We start from the raw sequence: 17,318 nt of genomic DNA, 5'->3' as shown, positions 1-17,318 counted from the left end.
GCTTAAGGAAAATCCACGCGGGGTGTGAGATCGATACGCTGGCGGCAATGCAGGTTTTTGTGCGGGTGGCGGAGTGCGGCAGTTTTTCCCGGGGCGCGGAGTCGCTGAACCTGGCCAATGCGACGGTGACCATCAGCGTCAGGAACCTGGAAAAGTACCTGGGCGTTCCACTCATCGTCCGGGGCACAAGGAAATTGCGGCTGACGGAAGAGGGCGAGCTCTATCTCATACGGAGCAAGGCGCTGCTCGCCGCGCATATGGCCGCGGAAGACGAGGTGCGGCATCGTGTCGGCGCCCTTGCGGGTCCGCTGCATGTCGAGTCGCCCATCACCTTCGGCCATGTGGTGCTGGCTCCGGCCTTGCCGCTATTCTCGAAGCGATACCCGAACATCGAAGTCGTGCTCACGCTGACCAACGAACCGCACGACCTGGCCGAACGGGGCATCGATGTCGCCATTCGCATGGAACAGGTCGAGAACGAAACGCTGATCGCGCGGCCCTACTTCGAAGCGAATCACATCATTTGCTGCACCAGGCAGACCGCGCGTGCCCTTCCGTCTCATCCCCGAGACGTGGACCCCGCGTTGTGCCTGGGAACCTTGCCCAAGGACCGCCGGTCGTCTTACGCATGGCAACTGCGAAAAGGCACGGAGGCGCTGGAGATCCAACCTCGGGGGCCACTGCATTTCAACAGCAGCGAAGCCGTGCTGATCGCTGCCCGGCAAGGCGCCGGCCTGGGCTATGTCCTGGACATCTTCGCACGCCAGGACCTGGCGTCGGGGACCTTGGTGCAGGCCTATCCGGATTGGTCGCTGCCGGCCAGGCCCTTCTACCTGGCGACGTCCAAGCAGCGCTGGCATGCCGCGAAGGTGCGCGCGTTCATCGAATTTCTCTCCGAACTGGTCCCGGCTCCGCGCCGCCCACGGCGCGGAAGCGCCATAAGCGTGAGAAAGTTTGGCGATCGGTCGGCATGACGCCCGCCGTACCAGATGGGCCGACCCGGCCTCCGCGCCCACTCCGGCGCCCAACGCTTTAGCGCTCCAATGCTCCAACGCTCCAACGCTTCAACGCTTCAGCGTGAAGATCGCCTCGACCTCGACCGTTGTGTTGCGCGGAAGCACCGCCACGCCCACCGCCGTTCGCGCATGTCGCCCCGCGTCTCCGAAAAGCTCGACCAACAGGTCCGAGGCCCCGTTGACCACGGCCGGCACGGCGTCGAAGCCGGGAGCCGCCAGCACGTAGCCATTGACCTTCAGGCACCCATCGACGCGATCCAGGTTGCCTTCGCACGCCTGCGCCAGGGCGGCCAGCAAGTTCACCGCGCACAAGCGCGCGGCGGCATAACCGCGTTCGATGTCATCCGGCCCCTGAAGGGGACCGCTGTAGACCGCCTTGCCGTCGCGCGAGCTGGTCTGTCCCGCAAGGTACACGAGGTCGCCATGGCGGCGGAAGGGCACATAGCTGCCACCAGGCTTGGGCAGGTCCGGTAATTCGATGGCGAGTTCACGCATGCGTTCGGCGATGGACAGGGTCATGGCATTGATGGGCAAGGAGGTGGGGAGAGGAACGAAACCGGCCCCTGCTAGGCGCCGGCGAGTAGCTGTGCGTCGCGCTCACGGTCCTGTTGCATCAGGCGCGCGAACGCCTCGTCGATCTCGAGGAAGTCGAATTTCTGGCGGCGCAGCGCCAGCAGGGTCTCCAGTTCATCCAGATGACGAATCATCAATTTCTCGGCGCGCGCGGCATTGCCGTCGACGATGGCCTGCATGATGCGCGCGTGCTCATGCGGTCCCGCGCAATTGTGCGAAGTGCACTCATGCAGCGCGGCCGGCGCGAACAGCGAAAAGTGCAGCGACGATCGCTGCATCAACCCGCGATGCATGTCGACCAGGTAGGCATTGCCTGTCAGTTCGACCAGCAGGAAATGGAATTCGGCCGAGAGCCTGAACGCCAGGCTGCGATCGTCGCGCCGGGCGGCCTCCTGCTCTCGCGCGACATGCGCGGCCAGGCGGTCCACCGCCAGCATGCGGCTGCGCGTGGCAACCTGGCGCGTGACGCCCAGTTCCAGGATCTTGCGTGCATCGTAGATGGCATGCAGCTCCTCGACGGTGGGCACCGGAATGAACGTGCCGCGATTGGGCACGGCGTCCAGCCACTTCTCGTGGGTCAGGCGTTGCAAGGCCTTGCGCACGCGTTCGCGGCTGACGTTGAGCAAGCGCGCAATGGCGGGCTCCTGCAACTTCAGCCCTGGACGCAACAAGCCGGAAAAAATAGCCCGCCGGATCAGGTTGTAGACAGCCTCGTCGGTGTCGCCGGCCCCGGATTTGGGGCCTTCAGTGACTTGCATCGATATCCTCCACGGCCGCGACCAGCAGCTTCAGGCCTTGCGCGAAGTCCGCGATATCCATGGCCTCGTCCGGATTATGACTGCCATTTTCGTTACGCACGAATATCATGGCCGTCGGCACCCCGCTGATGCCGAAGACCGCCGAATCGTGGCCCGCGCCGCTGGCCATTTGCACATGCGCAATGCCGCACTCGCGCGCGAGCCGGGCCAGGCGCTCGCGGTGCGCGGGCGCGATCGGGCCGGGAAGCGCATTGGTATACGCGCCCAGGTCGATTTGCACGCCGCGCCGGTCGCCGATGTCGCGCGCAATTTCACGCAGGGCCCGATCCACTTGCATCAGCAGGTCGTTGTCCTGGCTGCGGATGTCCATGGTGAACCACAACTCGCCGGGGATCTTGGTCATCGTGTGCACCTTGGCGTCCGTGTAGCACTGCCCCACGGTGCAGACCAGGTCCAGGCCGCGCGATTCATGGTCCAGCCACATCGCTTCCAGCCGGCCAAGGAATTCGGCGGCCGCCAGCACCGCGTCGCGCCTGGACCGGCGCGGCTCGGCGCCCGCATGACCGTATTGTCCCCGCACATGGCAATTCTTGTAGCGAAGATTGCCGCGGATGCCTGTCACCACGCCCACGGGAATCCGCTCTTGCACCAGCAAGGGCCCCTGTTCGATGTGCAGTTCGAGGAAGCATTCGATATCGGCGGCGCATAGCTGCGGCACGCCACGGCGAACGCTGTCGGGGTCGAAGCCGGCCTCGGCCATATGCCGCGCCAGCGTGCGGCCGGTGTCGGGCCGCACGCACGTGTCCAGGGCCTCGGCATCGAGCAGGCCCCAGGCCGCCCGGCTACCGATATACGGCGCGGGAAACCACGACAACTCCTCGGCGCGCACTCCCATCACCGTAAGGTCACGCCGGGGACGGCGCCCCGCGCGGCGCCATCGCGCCAGCATGGCCATGCCGGCGACCACGCCCGCCGCGCCATCGTAATTACCGCCGTCCGGCACGGAGTCGAGGTGCGATCCGGTCATGATGGCAGGCAGGCCGCGGTCCGCGCCCGGCAGGGTAAGGTAAAGATTGCCGGCGGCGTCGATGCGCTCCTCCAGCTCAAGGCGCCGGCCCAGCGCACGCATCAGGTCATGCGCCATCTGCTCTCCCTCGCCGTACGAGGCTCGCGTCACGCCGAGGCTGCTGCGCGAGCCGGCGCGCAAGGCATCGAACAATTGCGCGGCGAGCGCGGTTTCTGCTTCCAGGTCCGCATGTAGCGGATCGGCGGATTCAACGGACATAGCGTGACACTCCAAGCACCCGTTCCATCACTAGGGCGAAGACTATGGTGAAGACGATCAGGGCGCCGGCGACAGCGGCGGCGCGCACGTCCAGCAGGTTCTCTATCAGGTTCCACAAGCGGATGGGCAATACCTCGCTGCGCGCGTCGGACAGGAACAGCGATATCGGCACATTGTCGAACGAGAACATGAAGGCGATGAACCCGCCCGCCAGCACCGCGGGCAAGGCCAGCGGCAGCGTGACTCGCACGAACGTCCGCAGGCCGCCGGCTCCTAGGCTGCGCGAGGCTTCCAGCAGGCTGGGATCGATCTGCCCGAAGCCTATCAGCGCGGTGCGGACGATGTATGGGGTGGCGATTGCCATATGGCCGATCACCAGGCTCCAGTAGGAGAGCGGCACGCCTATCATCTGCAGCCACACCAGCATCGCCAGCCCCAGGCTGATCCCGGGCAGCATCATCGGCGACTGGAACAGCGTTTCCAAGGCGCGCGCCCGCGCCGTCTGCTGGCGCGCGAGGTAAAGCGCGGCCGGCGTCGCCAGCAGCGTGGCGCCCAGCGTGGCCAGGGACGACACCCGCAAGCTGATCCCGAACGCGGTCCAGATATCGTCGGATTCGTTCCACAGGGCCTGGTACCAGCGCAATGACAGGTCGCGCGGCGGGAAGCGCAGCGATTCTCCCCCATTGAACGATGCGGCCAGCGCAATGAAGGTCGGCACCAGCAGCAACAGCAGGGCCAGCGCCACCGTGGCGCCGAAGGTCAGCCGCCAGGTGCCTGCGTCGATGCGGCGACGCAGGCGCATCCCGTTGGTGATTTCAGCCATGGATGTATCCTTGCGACCGCCGCGCGAGCACCGTGCCAGCGAAGATGATGGCGCTTACCGTGACCATCAGGATGACGGCCAGCGCCGCCGCGTATCCCCAATCCTGGGACAGAATGGACTGCTGGTAGATATACATGGGCATATACAACAAGCCACCTCCCCCCAGGATGGTCTGGGAGACGAAGGCGCCCACGGCCGAGGCGAACACCAATGCCGAACCGCCGATCAGTCCGGGTACGCTGAGCGGCAGCAGGACGCGCAGGAAGGTGCGCCAGTGGCCAGCGCCCAGGGACCGCGAAGCCAGCATCAGGCTGGGATCGACGCGCGATAGCACGGTGTACAGCGCGAGCACCATCATGGGCAGCTCTATCTGGGTCAGGCCGATCACCACCGCGTACTCGGTAAACAGGATCCGTATCGGATGATCGATCACGCCCAGCGACAGAAGCAGCGCATTGACCGGCCCTTGGTTGCCCAGGGTCACCAGCCATCCGAAGGTGCGTACGACGGCGCTGACCAGCAGCGGCAGGATGACGAGCAGCAGCATGCCCGAACGCAGGCGGGGCCCTGCCATTGCCATGGCGAGGGCGTAGGGGAATCCCGTCAGGACCGTCGCCGCCGTGGCATAGGCGCCCAGCCGCAGCGTGCCGAACAACACGCCATAGGTCATGGGATCGGACAATGCGCGCATGAAGTTCGCCGCTGTCAGCACGCCGTCCTGGCCGCGCACGCTCATCACCAGCAGCACTACCTGCGGCGCCAGCACGAAGACAACGAAGTACAGAAGCAGGGGCAAGGCCAGCATGACGCCCGTATCCGGGCGAACGCGCCTGGCCGCGTGGGACGGCATGGACATGGCAGCGCTCGTCATGGCAGGAATACCGGGCAATGTGCTTGCGGTTTGATGCGCACGCGCACGCGGGCGCCCGCCGGCAGGCTGTCCGCGCCGTGATCGCGCGGCGCGGACAACTGCAGTTCGGTGCCGTCCTCCAGGCTGACGCCCACGCGCGTGCTGGGGCCCATGGGCCTGGCGTAGCGCACGACGGCGGCGACGCCGTCATCGCATAGCTCCATCTGTTCCGGACGCAGCGCGATGCGGGCGGCCCCCGCGCGCCTGCAAGGGCCGGCGGACAGGAAGCGCAGCTCCACCCCGCCGGACGTGCGCAGCGTCCACTGATCGCCGTCGCCCCGCCCCAGCAGCCCATCCAGGAATGTCGAGTTGCCGACGAAGCCGCTGACGAACGCCGTGCTGGGTGCGTCGTAGATTTCGGTGGCGGTGCCGAACTGGACGACCTGGCCGCGATTGAGGATGGCGATGCGGTCCGCCATGCTCATGGCCTCTTCCTGGTCGTGCGTGACCATGATGGTGGTAATGCCCAGTTCACGCTGGATACGCAAAAGCTCGGCCTGCATTTCCTCGCGCAGGTTCTTGTCCAACGCGCCCAGCGGCTCGTCCAGCAACAGCAGGCGCGGGGAGATGGCCAGGGCCCGGGCCAGGGCCACACGTTGCTGCTGGCCCCCGGACAATGCACGCGGGAGCCGTTTGTCGAAACCGGCCATGCGCACCACCTCCAGCATCTCCTGCACCTTGGATGCGATGAGGGCCTTCGGGGCACGATGCGAGCGCAGGCCGTAGGCGATGTTCTCCGCGACGGTCATGTGCGGGAACAGCGCGTAGTTCTGGAACACCATGCCGATGCGCCGGTCTTCAGGGCTGAGCGTAGAAATGTCCACCCCATCCAGCATGACGGCGCCGCCATTGGCGCGGATGAAGCCGGCGATCACCCGCAGCAAGGTGGTCTTGCCGCAGCCGCTGGGGCCCAACAGGGCGACGAATTCGCCGGCGTTGATCGCCAGGTCGATGCGATCCACCGCGATCGCATCGCCGTAGCGGACCTGGATGTCGTCGAGGAGAAGAAAGGCGCGGTCGGTGACCATGCGTGCGTCCTTGTGTGCGGCCCATGACGGGCGTATGCGGGGAGTCAATGCAATATCCATGCCATTTCTAGCGGCCTCCGTCTCCCGGCGGAGGGCTCGCATCATGGCTCGCACACGCACGAAATCGTGCACATTGCTCACGGAAATGTGCACATATGCGACTCAGATGTGCATGGCATTTTCCGCGGCGGTACCGCCTAGCCGGCCTAGGACCCCTCTTTTCCCCCTTTAGCCGGGCCAATCAAGGGATAGCCTGGGCCGGGTTTTCCCGATCCGAAATTGGCATAGGTATTGCATACAAAGTGCTCGCCGGTCCGCCGCGCGGATGCAGCGCGGCGCGCGATAGGCGCTTTCTAGTTACCTGGGACCACATGATGATCAAGCGCGAGATGGATCGCGACCTGCATGGCTATGGCGGCAACCCGCCGCGAGCGCGGTTTCCCAACGATGCCGCCCTCGCGGTATCGCTGGCCGTGAATTTCGAGGAAGGCGCCGAATGGGCCGTGGCGGACGGCGACGCCGCGGCCGAGCGCGTGGCGGAGATCCATAGCGTCGTGCCCGCCGGCCGCTGGGACCAGGGCACGGAGCAGCAGTTCGCCTATGGCATGCGCGCCGGTATCTGGCGGGTCCTGGATGCCTTGGAGCGGCACAAGCGGCTGGCCACTTTCTATATGTGCGGACGCGCCGTCGAACGTTCGCCGGACATCGCGCGTCGCATCGTGCAGGCCGGGCACGAGGCCGCCTGCCATGGCTGGCGGTGGCGGCCGCACGCGGACTATGACAGCCGCGAAGCCGAACAGGCAGACCTGCGCCGCTGCGTCGCCGTGCTGCGGGAGGTCACCGGCCAGGCGCCGGCCGGCTTCTTCTGCCGTGGCAGCGAAAGCCCCTGGACGCGTGAACTGCTGCGCGGCGAAAACTTCGCGTACACCAGCAATGGCCTGGACGACGACCTGCCCTATTGGGCGGATCCCGCGGCCGATCGCCCCTTGCTGGTCATCCCCTATGCCTTCGACAGCAACGACATGAAGTTCTTCCATCCCAATGGCTTCGTGCGCGCCGATGACATGGTCGGCTATGTGCGCGACGCCATCGAAGTGCTGCTGGAAGAAGGCCGGCGCGGCACGCCCAAGCTGCTGAACATCGGCCTGCACTTGCGCATCGTCGGCCGTCCCGGCCGCTTCGCCGCCCTTGCCCGCATCCTCGACATGCTCGACAGCTACGGCGACCGGATCTGGACGCCGCGCCGCATCGACCTGGCCCGCTACTGGCAGGAACATTTCCCCCCGCGCTAACGCGCCCCCTTGGCGTCAGTCCCTCTCATTGCAAGGAAACGCTCTCATGAACGACATCGATTTGTCCCGCCGTCACGTCATGGCCGGTCTGTCCGGCCTGGCCCTCTATGGCGCGCTGCCCGGTTTGGCGCGCGCGCAGTCCGACACCCGCATCGTGGTGCAGACGTTTCCTGGCACATGGGAGCAAGCCGCGCGCAGCGTCATCGTCCCCGCCTACGCGAAGGCAGCCAAGGGCGACGTCACGATCAGCCCGGTATTGGCCGTGGACGCCCTGGCACGCGTGGTTGCGGCCAAGAACGCGCCGCCCTATGACGTCATCCTGATCGACGAACCCGCCGAGATCGTGGCGCGCGCCCAGGACCTGCTCGAACCGCTGCCTGTGGCGCAAATGCCGAATCTGCAGAAGCTGCCACCCGGCCTGGTTGGCAAGGACGGGTACGGCGCCATGGCGGCGCTGCAGGTCTTCGGCATTGCGTACAACCCCCGTACGGTGAAGACGCCGCCCACGTCGTGGGAAGACCTGTGGCGTCCCGAATACAAGGGCCGCGTCCTGATCAACGGCCCCGACACCACCATAGGCGCGACCTGGATGGTGGCACTGGCCAAGATGCATGGCGGTAGCGAGACGGACCTGGAGCCGGCCTGGAAGGCCATGGAAGCGCTGAAGCCCAACCTTGCCACCATACCGCCCAATCCGGGCGCCGTGGGGCCGCTGTTCCAGCAGGGCCAGGCCGATATCGCGGTAGGCTTCCTGAGCGTGGTCGAGCCTTTGCGCGCGCGAGGCGTCGACATCGCCATCGCCCGGCCGAAGGAAGGCTGGGGCATCGTCAGCAACATCGCGCACCTGGTGAAGGGGTCGAAGAACAAGGCGCTGGCCGCCGCCTATATCAACACCCAGGTCGATGCTCACGTGCAGGCCCAACTGGCCAGGGAGCCTTACTACAACGTGCCGAGCAATCGCGATGTACCGTTCTCGGGCATCCTCGCGCAAGTCGCGCCCAGCCTGGAGGAACTGCTGAAGTCGCGCAGCATGAACTGGGCGCCGATCGCGGCGCAACGGCGCGAACTGATCGACCGCTTCAACCGCGAATTCCGCCGCGCCTGATGCCGATGCGCCTGCTCGTCCTCAACCCCAATACATCCACCGCCGTCAGCGAACGGCTGCGCGAGGTGGCGGCGGCCGGCCTGCGACCGGCGGACCGGTTGACTGTCGAGACCGCGCGGACCGGGCTGCCGTATATCGGCGACGCCGCGGCCATGGCCATCGGCGCGCGGGCCGCGCGGGCGAGCCTGCAAGGCGCCATGGCCGCGGGCGACGCATTCGACGCGGTGGTGCTGGGATGCTTCGCCGACCTGGATACCGCCGGCTTGCAGGCGCTGGCGCGCCGGCCGGTCGTCAACCTGCTGGGCGCGTCCGTCACGCTGGCCGCGCGGGCAGGTCGGCGCTGGGCGGTGGTCACCGCGGGCGGCGGATGGCAGCGCTTGCTGCCGGACATGTTTCGCGCCGCCATCAGGACACGGCCGACGCAAGAAGACGCCCTGCGCGGCGACGCGGCGCAGGGCGAACTGGTCGCCGTGCGTACCTTCGAAACCCAGGATCCCGCCATCGCCGGCGACCCGAACCGCATGCGCGGCGAAGTCGCCCGGCTGGCGCGACTTTGCGCGGATGAAGACGGCGCCGATGTCGTCATCGTCGGTGGCGCCGGACTGGGGGGCCTGGCGCCCGCCAACGTGGCCGGACATCGCAAGGTCACGGTGCTGGACAGCGTCGCAAGCGCGCTGCGGGTTGCGCGCGAACTGCTGGAGCGGGAGTCCCCTCGATGAAAGATGCCTACCCGCGCGACCTGATAGGCCACGGCGCCAGGCCGCCGCGGGCGGATTGGCCCGGCGGCGCCCGCGTCGCCGTGCAGTTCGTCCTCAACTACGAAGAAGGGGCGGAGAGTTCGATCCTGGACGGCGATGCGGGGTCGGAGCGCTTTCTCTCCGAAATCGTCGGCGCCGAAAGCTATCCCGCGCGCCACCTGAGCATGGAGTCGCTGTACGAATACGGCTCGCGCGTGGGCGTGTGGCGCATCCTCCGCGAGTTCGAGCGGCGCGGCCTGCCGCTGACGGTCTTCGGCGTCGCGCTGGCGTTGCAACGCAACCCCGATGTCGCACGGGCCTGCGTCGAACTGGACCACGAAATCGCCTGCCACGGCTGGCGCTGGCTGCATTACCAGAACATCGACATCGCCACGGAGCGGGAACACATGAGGCTGGGTACGGCTGCCGTGCGGGAACTGACGGGCGGCCTGTGGCCCCTCGGCTGGTACACCGGCCGCGACAGCCCCAACACGCGGCGCCTGCTGATCGAACAGGGCGGCTACGAGTACGACAGCGATTATTACGGCGACGACTTGCCGTTCTGGACGCGAGTGGCGCCCGCCGACGGCGTCTCCTTGCCGCACCTGATCGTGCCCTACACGCTGGACGCCAACGACATGCGTTTTGCCACGCCCCAGGGGTTCAATACCGCGTCGCACTTCTACGAATATCTGCGCGACAGTTTCGATGTCCTGTACGCCGAGGGCGTCGAAACGCCCCGGATGATGTCCATAGGCATGCACTGCCGCCTGCTGGGGCGGCCGGGGCGCTTCCTGGCGCTACAACGCTTCCTGGATCACGTGCAGCGGCACGATCGCGTATGGATATGCCGCCGCATCGATATCGCGCGCCACTGGGCGGCACGGCATCCCGCGGCATAGTCGCGCTGCGGTGCTTGCGGGCATACGTCCCGGCCTGCGCCCGGGACTCGCTTCAATCGACGCGCGCATTCGCATCCTTGACGACCTTGGACCACTTGGCGGTTTCCGTGTCCACGAAGCCCTGCAACTGCCCAGGGCCCAGGCTTCCCGTCCCTTCCAGGCCCAGCGCCGTCAGCTGCTTGCGCACCCCGGCTTCCTGGAGCACGTCCGCGGCGGTGTCGAGCAGCTTTTGCCTGACTCCGGCGTCCAGGCCATCGGGCCCCGCCAGCATGAACCATGCGGTCAGGTCGAAGCCGGGATAGCCGGATTCGGCCAGGGTCGGGACGGTGGGGGCGGCCTCCGAGCGCCTGGCGCTGCTCGCGGCCAGGGCCCGCATCTTGCCGCTACTGATATAAGGCAGCACCGCGGCGGGATGGTAGAACATGAAGTCCACCTGGCCGCCCAACACGGCCGCCAGCGCCTGGCCGCCCTCCTTGAACGGAATATGGGTCATCCGGACCGAGGCCATCGATTTGAGCAGCTCGCCGGCCAGATGGCCGGAAGTGCCGTTGCCCGCGGAACCAAATGACAGCTTGTCGGGATGCGCCTTGGCATAGGCGACCAGATCGGCCAGCGTCTTGTACGGCGCGTCCGCTCGCACCACCAGCAGCGTGGGCGTATAGCCGGCCATGGCAAGGTAGGAGAAGTCCCGCGCCGGCGAGTAGGAGAGCGTGGGGTACAACGCCGGGTTGATCGACAGCGTACCCACCGTTCCCAGGCTCAGCACATAACCATCCTTCCTGGACTTGGCCACGTAGTCCGTGCCGATGCTGCCGCCCGCGCCGGGTCGATTTTCCACGATGACAGGTTGTCCCAGCTTCCTGGACATCGCCTCGCCCATGACGCGGGCCACGAGATCGGTGGACGTGCCCCCTGCAAAGGGGACGATGAGCCGTATCGGATGATCGGGATAGTCGCCCGCGGCATGAGCCAGGCCCGGTGCGGCACCATGAAGCGCAACGATAAGCGCGATCAGCGCCCGGAATGCTTTATTCATGTTTGTCTCCTGTTGTCTTTTTTATTCCGCGCCGAGGCACGCCGGCACGTACCGCGACGGGTCTGGCTAACGGACGTGAGAACCTCGGGCCGCCAGTTCCTGACGGATGACTTCGTTGTGTTCGCCCAGCAAAGGCGGGGCGCTGACATTCAACGGTCGCTGGCCATCGAATGACACGGGGTTGCGAACGGTCGTGAATTCGCCCAGCACCGGGTGCGAGCCCTTTACCGCGATCTGCAGGTGCCTGGCCTGGGGATCTTCCAGGGCTTCGCTGGGGTCGTACATCGGTGCATGGGGAACGTCTTCGGCTTCCAGGCGCCGGCACCACTCATCGCGGGGGTACGCCTTGAAGCGCTCCGCGAGCAAGGTCATGATGTTTTCCTGGTTCTGGATGCGCGCTTCCCGGGTGGCGTAGCGCGCGTCCCTCAGCATGTCCGGCAAGCCGATGGCGTCGGCCAGTCCCTGCCAGAACTTCTCCGGCGAAGACATGTGCAGCGCTATCCACTTGCCGTCGGCGCAGGCCACCACGTAGGACTGCGACACGCTGGGCCGGCTATAGGGCCCCATGACCTCGCCTTCCGCGAAGTAATGGGTGAACGCATCCAGGTTGAAATGGCTCATGGCTTCCAGCATGGAGACCTCGACCTTGCGGCCGATGCCCGTGCGCTCGCGCTCATAGAGCGCGCCCAGGATGCCGTAGGCCGCGTAGTACCCCGTCAAGGCATCGGCGATGGCGGGCCCGACCACGCGCGGATTGCCGGGGTTGATCAACAGGCCGAGGAATCCGCTGGCCGCCTGGGCGACCGTGTCGTAGGCGGGGCGCCTTGCGGCGGGCCCGGTCGCGCCGAAGCCGCTGATCGCGCAATAGATCAGGCGCGGATTGATTTCGCGCAAGCGTGCTTCGCCCGCGCCCAGCCGTTCGGCCGCGCCGGGACGGAAATTCTGTATGTAGACATCGGCGCCGCGGATCAGGTCGTCGAACAATTCGAGATCGTCGGGCTGCTTCGGGTTGAGCGTGACGCTACGCTTGTTGCGGTTGTAGGTTTGGAAATGGGGGCTATAGAGCCCGCCGCGGAAAGCCCGGAAGGGGTCCCCGGTTTCGGGCTGCTCCACCTTGATGACATCGGCGCCCAGGTCCGCCAGCATCATGCCCGCGGCGGGCCCGGTAATGAACGTGCCCTGCTCGATCACCGTCACGCCCTTCAATACTTCGATCATGCCACTCTCCCTGACGGCCGGCGCCTTACTGCCCGACCTTGAACCCATCGGGCACCTCGCCGGTATAGACCAGTTCGCGTGTCGCCTGGTAGGACAGGGCGAAACCGATGCCGTGCGCCAGCTCCTCGCACAAATGAGCGATCAGGCCGCCCGTGCGCGCCAGGATCGGTACGCCTCGCAACCCTTCCAACGGAAACCCTACGCCCATCAGCACAGCGGGAATGGCCGCGGAGACGTTGAGCTTGAGCTGCTTGCCGGTGACCTCGGGAATGATCCGCTCGACCGCATCGGCCAGCCGGATGTAGGTCAGATCGGCGCCCTGCGCGGCCGCCACCTCGAACAAGGCTTGCACGCGCGGGTCACGGGCCTTGTGTTGCGGATGGCCGTAGCCGGGAATGGCGCGGCCGGCCTCGCGATACGCACGGACCACCGCCGTGGCCGCTTCCTCGTCGGAACGTCCTTGTTCCACCTGTCCGCGGATTTCGGCCAGCATGCGTCCGGCGTTCTCGGACGCGCCGAGAATGACGGAGCCGCAGCCCAGGATGCCGGCGGCCACTGCCCCTTGCATGGCATCGGGCGCCGCGGCGAGCGTCATCCGGCTGGCCTGGACGCTGGGCACCAGGCCGTGATCGGCGATCGCCACCAGCGTGGCGTCGACGACCGCGGTCTGGGCGGCGCTCGGGCGCCGGCCGGTCACGAGGAAGTAGAAATACTCGGTGAAGGACAGCTTGCCGATGAGATCCTTGCTCAGGTCCTTGCCTCGAACCACGATGGTTTCCGAGTTGGACGTGCTGATGGCCGTGCGGGGTACGGTTTCCTTGCCTATGATCATGAGGGCTCCCTGCGAAGGTAGACGGAAGCGCGGATCGCTTCAGCGATCGCCGGCATTGCGCGAAAGTCGTGGCAAGGCTGTTCGAACATCCTTTTCTCCCGGACTTGCCGGCTCGGCGTAAGCACGCAACGCGGCGCCTGTGGTGGCACAGTCTAGAGACGCGCTGGCCCAATAAACAGTGGTAAATTTCTGTGGAAACGATCGATGCCATCAATGCTTATCGCCGATTTCCATCGATCGCAGAACTTCCAGGAGGGGGCGATGGAGCTACGCCATCTGCGCTATTTCGAGGCGTTGGCACAGACGCTCAGCTTCACCAAGGCGGCCGAGCGCGTGCATGTCACGCAATCCACGCTCTCGCATCAGATCCGCCAGTTGGAAGAGGAACTGGGGCAGGCGCTGTTTGACCGGATCGGCAAGCGCGTATCCATGACCGAAGCGGGCGAGACGCTGTTGCTGAATATCGGACCTGCGCTGCGCCAGGTCGACGCGGCGGTCCACGCGATCCGGGATTCGACGCAGGCCGTTTCGGGCGAAATACGTATCGGCACGACGCAGAGCTTCAATATTCGCCTGGTGCCGAACTGCATAGCCGAATTCCTGGCGCGCTATCCGTCCGTGCGGCTGGCGGTGGAGGAACTACCGGCATTGCAAATCATTGAGCAACTGCAGGCCGGCAGCCTGGATCTCGGCATTTCCTATCGGCCCGACGCGCCCGCGCATGACTTGTGGTTTGAACAGCTCTACACCGAGGAAATGCGTCTGGTCGTAAGCGCGAACCACCCCTTGGCCCATCGGCGCCGGATAAGGATGACGGAACTCCACGGGGCGCGCATCGCGGTCTTCTCCCGGCAGTTCTCCACGCGCCAGTTGATCGATGACTGCCTGCAAGCCGCCGGTGCCGAACCCATCATCATCGCCGAGTTGAATTCGATCAATGCCATGCTGGAACTGGCGCGCTGTACGGATATCGCGGTGATCATCGGCGCCAGTGCGGACACGGGGGATAGCGGGCTGCGATTCCTCCCGCTGGAAGATCCCACGCCGCAACGCACGCCTGGCTTGCTGTGGCAACGGGGCATTCCGCGCTCGATGAGCGTGAAATACTTTGCGACGGTGATACGGCGCGCCGTCGCGAAGGGGAAAGTGGATGGGCCGTAGCTGACTGACATGCCCCGGTCTCTCGGGATGAAGCGATACTTCAATGCATTTCCCGAGTCGCTTCGTTGTAATGCACGAAGACCAGGGTCGAATTTCATCGATGGCCGCAGGCTCCTGGCATCCTCAGCGTAGTCGTGCAACGTTCTGGTCAATGCAGCCTTGGATCATGCCCAAGGTGTCGGGAGTAATAGCTTGGGGGTGTAGGCTATTGGCGATGGTTGCAAACTGGCTGGCCACATCGCAAATTCGGTCTATCATTCTCGCGGCGACGTCCTGCGTCACCTCGGCTTCCTCGGCAAGCCGAAGCATCTGCGTCCGCGAAATCGCCAGCGCTTCCCCTATCACGTCCATCTGGTGATATCCACCTGGCCCCTCGCAGAACGTGACGTCGTAAGCGGGTGCCAGCCTCCACTGACCCTCTTGCGACATGATGTAGGCAAAGTTCTTGGGGTGATCGTCCCTGTTGTTGAACGCCACATTGAAAACCGCGCGCTCGTAGGCTACGGCCATCTGTCGCACATCGTTGGTACACATCTGCGTCGCCCGCAAGAAGTTGACGTAGTCCAACACTCCTGGAGACCGGTAATCGGCGCCCGTAAAGGCAGCCAGACTTTGCATGGGTATGCGCAGGCCATCCTGGCGGTCAAAGCGCTTGCTTGCAAACGCCGCTGCCCCATTCGGCAGACTGAAGTACTGCGTGTCCGGGGTCTCGATACCGCACATGCGCAAACACTGGGCGTATGCCATTTCGATGGCGCACACCTCGGCATGCTCTTGTCCAGCGGGGAACTTGACCAGCCAGGCCTCAAAGCCCGGCGTGACGGCGGTGGTGAACGCGCCGCTTGCGGGATCGCGATAAACCAGGGCCTTGGGCCTTGCACCTTGAGGCGAGCCGCCCACCAGCAGCAAGGTCTGCAGGAACGCACCACCTTCTCCCTGAAGCACCTCCTGGACTTCAGCGGCAAGCTGTTCCAGCGGGATGTGAACTTCCGGCTCCCGCCCTTCGGGCGCCACGGGTTCAAAGGTCATGGCGCCCATCGCATTGCTGCCGACGTAGGCCAGCCGGTCCAGTGGACCGATGCGCGCCGGGGAGAGCCTGTGGCGCCGGAACATGCGATCCATCAGCAACATGCCCCAGCCGTCCGGCAAGGCGTCGTAGACAGGGCCTGGCAAGCCCAATTGGTGGCGTGGAAAATCCCGGCGTAACGAGGGCCCTTCCAACGGCAGCGTGTAGGAGGACAGTTCCAAGCCCCTTTGTCGGGCTTCATTGCTGTACTCAAACACGATCAGCGGGCGACCGGTCAGAGCGGTCGTGGAAACCAGCGTGCCCCAATGCCATCGCTCGCCCCAGCCCTCATAGAAGACGTTCACTTGCTCAGGCATCACCGGGCTTTCTCTTTGTACGGAAGCGGTTGGCGCTGTTTTCATAGCGCCGAATGTCCTCGATGCTGTCCAGCTTTGGCAGGAACAGGCCCTCGAGCTCTTTCGTTCGGCCGAGGGCCATCGCCACGCGAACCACATTCTCGAAGCCGACATTGCGCCCGGCTTCCAGGTTGGACACGGTGTTGACGCCAACGCCGGCACGCCCTGCCAAGTCGGCTTGCGTCATGTTCAGCGCCAAGCGCTCTGCGCGCAAGCGATGGCAGAGTCGTTTGACGACCTCGCTCGGTTTGCTGAAATTTAAGTCCAACATAGTGGATACCTACCCAAGCTTGAAGCGTGGTCGTGCCAGGGATTATAGAATATCCCTTCTAGCAAGTCGAGAACTTAATTCCGAGATTTCATAGTTTAACTCGGGATTTATGGGATTTATCCACAATAGAATGGATTTATCTATCTCAGGTTTGCGTGTGCAGGTCCTCTTGAAAGGAAGATAAGTCGGGTGGGGACGATCAGTGCAATCCCTCTTTAACCTACGAGACTTTCAAAGTCAGGAAGCTCAACGCCACACGTCGGCCGCGTGTGCATTCAACCGGTCGTTGCAACACACTAGAGGCTGCGCAACTCCCGAATGTGCTTTCTGTCCAGGAAATCGACATGAACCCGTTACTTGCTGGCGGATGCCTGTGTGGCGCTGTCCAATACTCGGTAAAAAACGAATTCGTCTATGCGTTGAACTGCCACTGCTCGAATTGCCGCCGCTCTACTGGCTCGGCATTCAAACCCTTCGCGGGAATAGAGCGCAACAAATTGCGCATAACACGGGGCGACGACGACGTGTCAATTTTCGGCGATGAGCATGCGTCACACGACCTGCGCTGCAGGAAATGTGGAAGCCTTCTTTTTTCAGTAGTCCGGAGCGGCGAATACGTTCACGTAACGTTGGGAACGCTAGCCGACACGCCCAGCATGCGTCCCAGTGCCCATATCTTTGTAGGGTCCAAAGCTCCGTGGTATTCCATAACTGACGATCTGCCGCAATACGACGAATTCGAGTAAGTGGCCGCATCGGGCCGCAAGCGGGCGTGTGCGGTTCCGCACAGACGCCTGGACACACGAAGTGCCGCCGAAGCGTTGTCGGTCACACAGCGTAAGACCGAGACGAAGACGGCCGCAGAAAATGCGGCCTCCCCAGGGGCAAACTGATATTGGAGAAACCTGACTGACGTTGGCGAGCGACGTTCGGCCTTCGGAGCGCGACC

At 64.9% G+C, this 17,318-nt stretch carries 18 protein-coding genes; 7 read left to right on the top strand and 11 right to left on the bottom strand.

Going from position 1 to position 17,318, the window contains the following annotated elements:
• Positions 1 to 47 precede the first annotated feature (47 nt).
• Positions 48 to 974, top strand: a complete 927-nt coding sequence (locus tag C7R54_RS11925; RefSeq protein ID WP_129150658.1) for a LysR family transcriptional regulator — start codon at positions 48 to 50, stop codon at positions 972 to 974.
• 90 nt (positions 975 to 1,064) lie between these two features.
• Here C7R54_RS11925 and C7R54_RS11920 read toward each other — a convergent pair whose 3' ends face one another.
• Genes C7R54_RS11920 through C7R54_RS11895 form a run of 6 tightly spaced genes read right to left on the bottom strand, consistent with a single transcriptional unit; the run spans position 1,065 to position 6,393 of the window.
• Entirely contained in the window at positions 1,065 to 1,535 is a 471-nt protein-coding gene (locus C7R54_RS11920) for a RidA family protein (RefSeq protein WP_129150657.1), read from the bottom strand.
• Between the two features lie 47 nt (positions 1,536 to 1,582).
• Positions 1,583 to 2,347: a GntR family transcriptional regulator gene (locus C7R54_RS11915; protein ID WP_129150656.1), complete on the bottom strand. Its 765-nt coding sequence runs from the start codon at positions 2,345 to 2,347 to the stop codon at positions 1,583 to 1,585.
• The gene (locus tag C7R54_RS11910; RefSeq protein WP_129150655.1) at positions 2,334 to 3,632 is read right to left on the bottom strand and encodes a Zn-dependent hydrolase; all 1,299 of its coding nucleotides are present in this window, start codon (positions 3,630 to 3,632) and stop codon (positions 2,334 to 2,336) included. The genes C7R54_RS11915 and C7R54_RS11910 overlap by 14 nt, the downstream gene beginning before the upstream one ends.
• The gene (locus C7R54_RS11905; protein WP_204524324.1) at positions 3,622 to 4,455 is read right to left on the bottom strand and encodes an ABC transporter permease; all 834 of its coding nucleotides are present in this window, start codon (positions 4,453 to 4,455) and stop codon (positions 3,622 to 3,624) included. Before C7R54_RS11905 ends, C7R54_RS11910 begins: the two co-directional genes overlap by 11 nt.
• Positions 4,448 to 5,311 (bottom strand): ABC transporter permease, encoded by an 864-nt coding sequence (locus tag C7R54_RS11900; protein WP_204524323.1) that lies wholly within the window; start codon positions 5,309 to 5,311, stop codon positions 4,448 to 4,450. Before C7R54_RS11900 ends, C7R54_RS11905 begins: the two co-directional genes overlap by 8 nt.
• 11 nt (positions 5,312 to 5,322) lie before the next feature.
• Positions 5,323 to 6,393, bottom strand: a complete 1,071-nt coding sequence (locus C7R54_RS11895) for an ABC transporter ATP-binding protein (RefSeq protein ID WP_129150654.1) — start codon at positions 6,391 to 6,393, stop codon at positions 5,323 to 5,325.
• A gap of 371 nt (positions 6,394 to 6,764) precedes the next feature.
• Here C7R54_RS11895 and C7R54_RS11890 point away from each other — a divergent pair, with 371 nt between their 5' ends.
• Genes C7R54_RS11890 through puuE form a run of 4 tightly spaced genes read left to right on the top strand, consistent with a single transcriptional unit; the run spans position 6,765 to position 10,429 of the window.
• On the top strand, positions 6,765 to 7,685 hold the full coding sequence (locus C7R54_RS11890) for a polysaccharide deacetylase family protein (RefSeq protein WP_204524322.1): 921 nt from the start codon (positions 6,765 to 6,767) through the stop codon (positions 7,683 to 7,685).
• A 46-nt stretch (positions 7,686 to 7,731) separates the two neighbouring features.
• The gene (locus C7R54_RS11885; RefSeq protein ID WP_129150653.1) at positions 7,732 to 8,790 is read left to right on the top strand and encodes an ABC transporter substrate-binding protein; all 1,059 of its coding nucleotides are present in this window, start codon (positions 7,732 to 7,734) and stop codon (positions 8,788 to 8,790) included.
• 5 nt (positions 8,791 to 8,795) lie between these two features.
• The gene (locus C7R54_RS11880) at positions 8,796 to 9,509 is read left to right on the top strand and encodes an aspartate/glutamate racemase family protein (RefSeq protein ID WP_129150652.1); all 714 of its coding nucleotides are present in this window, start codon (positions 8,796 to 8,798) and stop codon (positions 9,507 to 9,509) included.
• Positions 9,506 to 10,429, top strand: coding sequence for an allantoinase PuuE (puuE, locus tag C7R54_RS11875; RefSeq protein ID WP_129150651.1), 924 nt, complete (start codon positions 9,506 to 9,508; stop codon positions 10,427 to 10,429). The genes C7R54_RS11880 and puuE overlap by 4 nt, the downstream gene beginning before the upstream one ends.
• Positions 10,430 to 10,481: 52 nt before the next feature.
• On the opposite strand, the gene C7R54_RS11870 is transcribed toward puuE, so the two are convergent.
• The 3 genes from C7R54_RS11870 to C7R54_RS11860 all read right to left on the bottom strand — a co-directional run bounded on the left by C7R54_RS11870 (position 10,482) and on the right by C7R54_RS11860 (position 13,515).
• Complete coding sequence (locus C7R54_RS11870; RefSeq protein ID WP_129150650.1) at positions 10,482 to 11,465, bottom strand: Bug family tripartite tricarboxylate transporter substrate binding protein; 984 nt, start codon at positions 11,463 to 11,465, stop codon at positions 10,482 to 10,484.
• Positions 11,466 to 11,531: 66 nt separating this feature from the next.
• A complete protein-coding gene (locus C7R54_RS11865) occupies positions 11,532 to 12,683 on the bottom strand; it encodes a CaiB/BaiF CoA transferase family protein (RefSeq protein ID WP_129150649.1) in 1,152 nt (383 codons plus the stop codon).
• Between the two features lie 25 nt (positions 12,684 to 12,708).
• Positions 12,709 to 13,515 (bottom strand): citryl-CoA lyase, encoded by an 807-nt coding sequence (locus C7R54_RS11860; protein WP_129150648.1) that lies wholly within the window; start codon positions 13,513 to 13,515, stop codon positions 12,709 to 12,711.
• Positions 13,516 to 13,728: 213 nt separating this feature from the next.
• On the opposite strand from C7R54_RS11860, the gene C7R54_RS11855 reads away from it, so the two are divergent.
• Positions 13,729 to 14,676 (top strand): LysR substrate-binding domain-containing protein, encoded by a 948-nt coding sequence (locus C7R54_RS11855; protein ID WP_338026158.1) that lies wholly within the window; start codon positions 13,729 to 13,731, stop codon positions 14,674 to 14,676.
• 123 nt (positions 14,677 to 14,799) lie between these two features.
• On the opposite strand, the gene C7R54_RS11850 is transcribed toward C7R54_RS11855, so the two are convergent.
• Both C7R54_RS11850 and C7R54_RS11845 read right to left on the bottom strand, forming a co-directional pair.
• Complete coding sequence (locus tag C7R54_RS11850; protein ID WP_129150647.1) at positions 14,800 to 16,059, bottom strand: type II toxin-antitoxin system HipA family toxin; 1,260 nt, start codon at positions 16,057 to 16,059, stop codon at positions 14,800 to 14,802.
• A complete protein-coding gene (locus C7R54_RS11845; protein ID WP_129150646.1) occupies positions 16,052 to 16,369 on the bottom strand; it encodes a helix-turn-helix domain-containing protein in 318 nt (105 codons plus the stop codon). The genes C7R54_RS11850 and C7R54_RS11845 overlap by 8 nt, the downstream gene beginning before the upstream one ends.
• 344 nt (positions 16,370 to 16,713) lie before the next feature.
• Between C7R54_RS11845 and C7R54_RS11840 the strand changes: the two genes are divergently transcribed.
• On the top strand, positions 16,714 to 17,115 hold the full coding sequence (locus C7R54_RS11840) for a GFA family protein (protein WP_129150645.1): 402 nt from the start codon (positions 16,714 to 16,716) through the stop codon (positions 17,113 to 17,115).
• Positions 17,116 to 17,318 lie beyond the last annotated feature (203 nt).

This window comes from Achromobacter aloeverae (assembly GCF_004121055.1).
Taxonomy (GTDB): domain Bacteria; phylum Pseudomonadota; class Gammaproteobacteria; order Burkholderiales; family Burkholderiaceae_B; genus Bordetella_C; species Bordetella_C aloeverae.
Note: the sequence above shows the minus strand (reverse complement) of the source record. Positions and strands in the feature narration are given on the sequence as shown.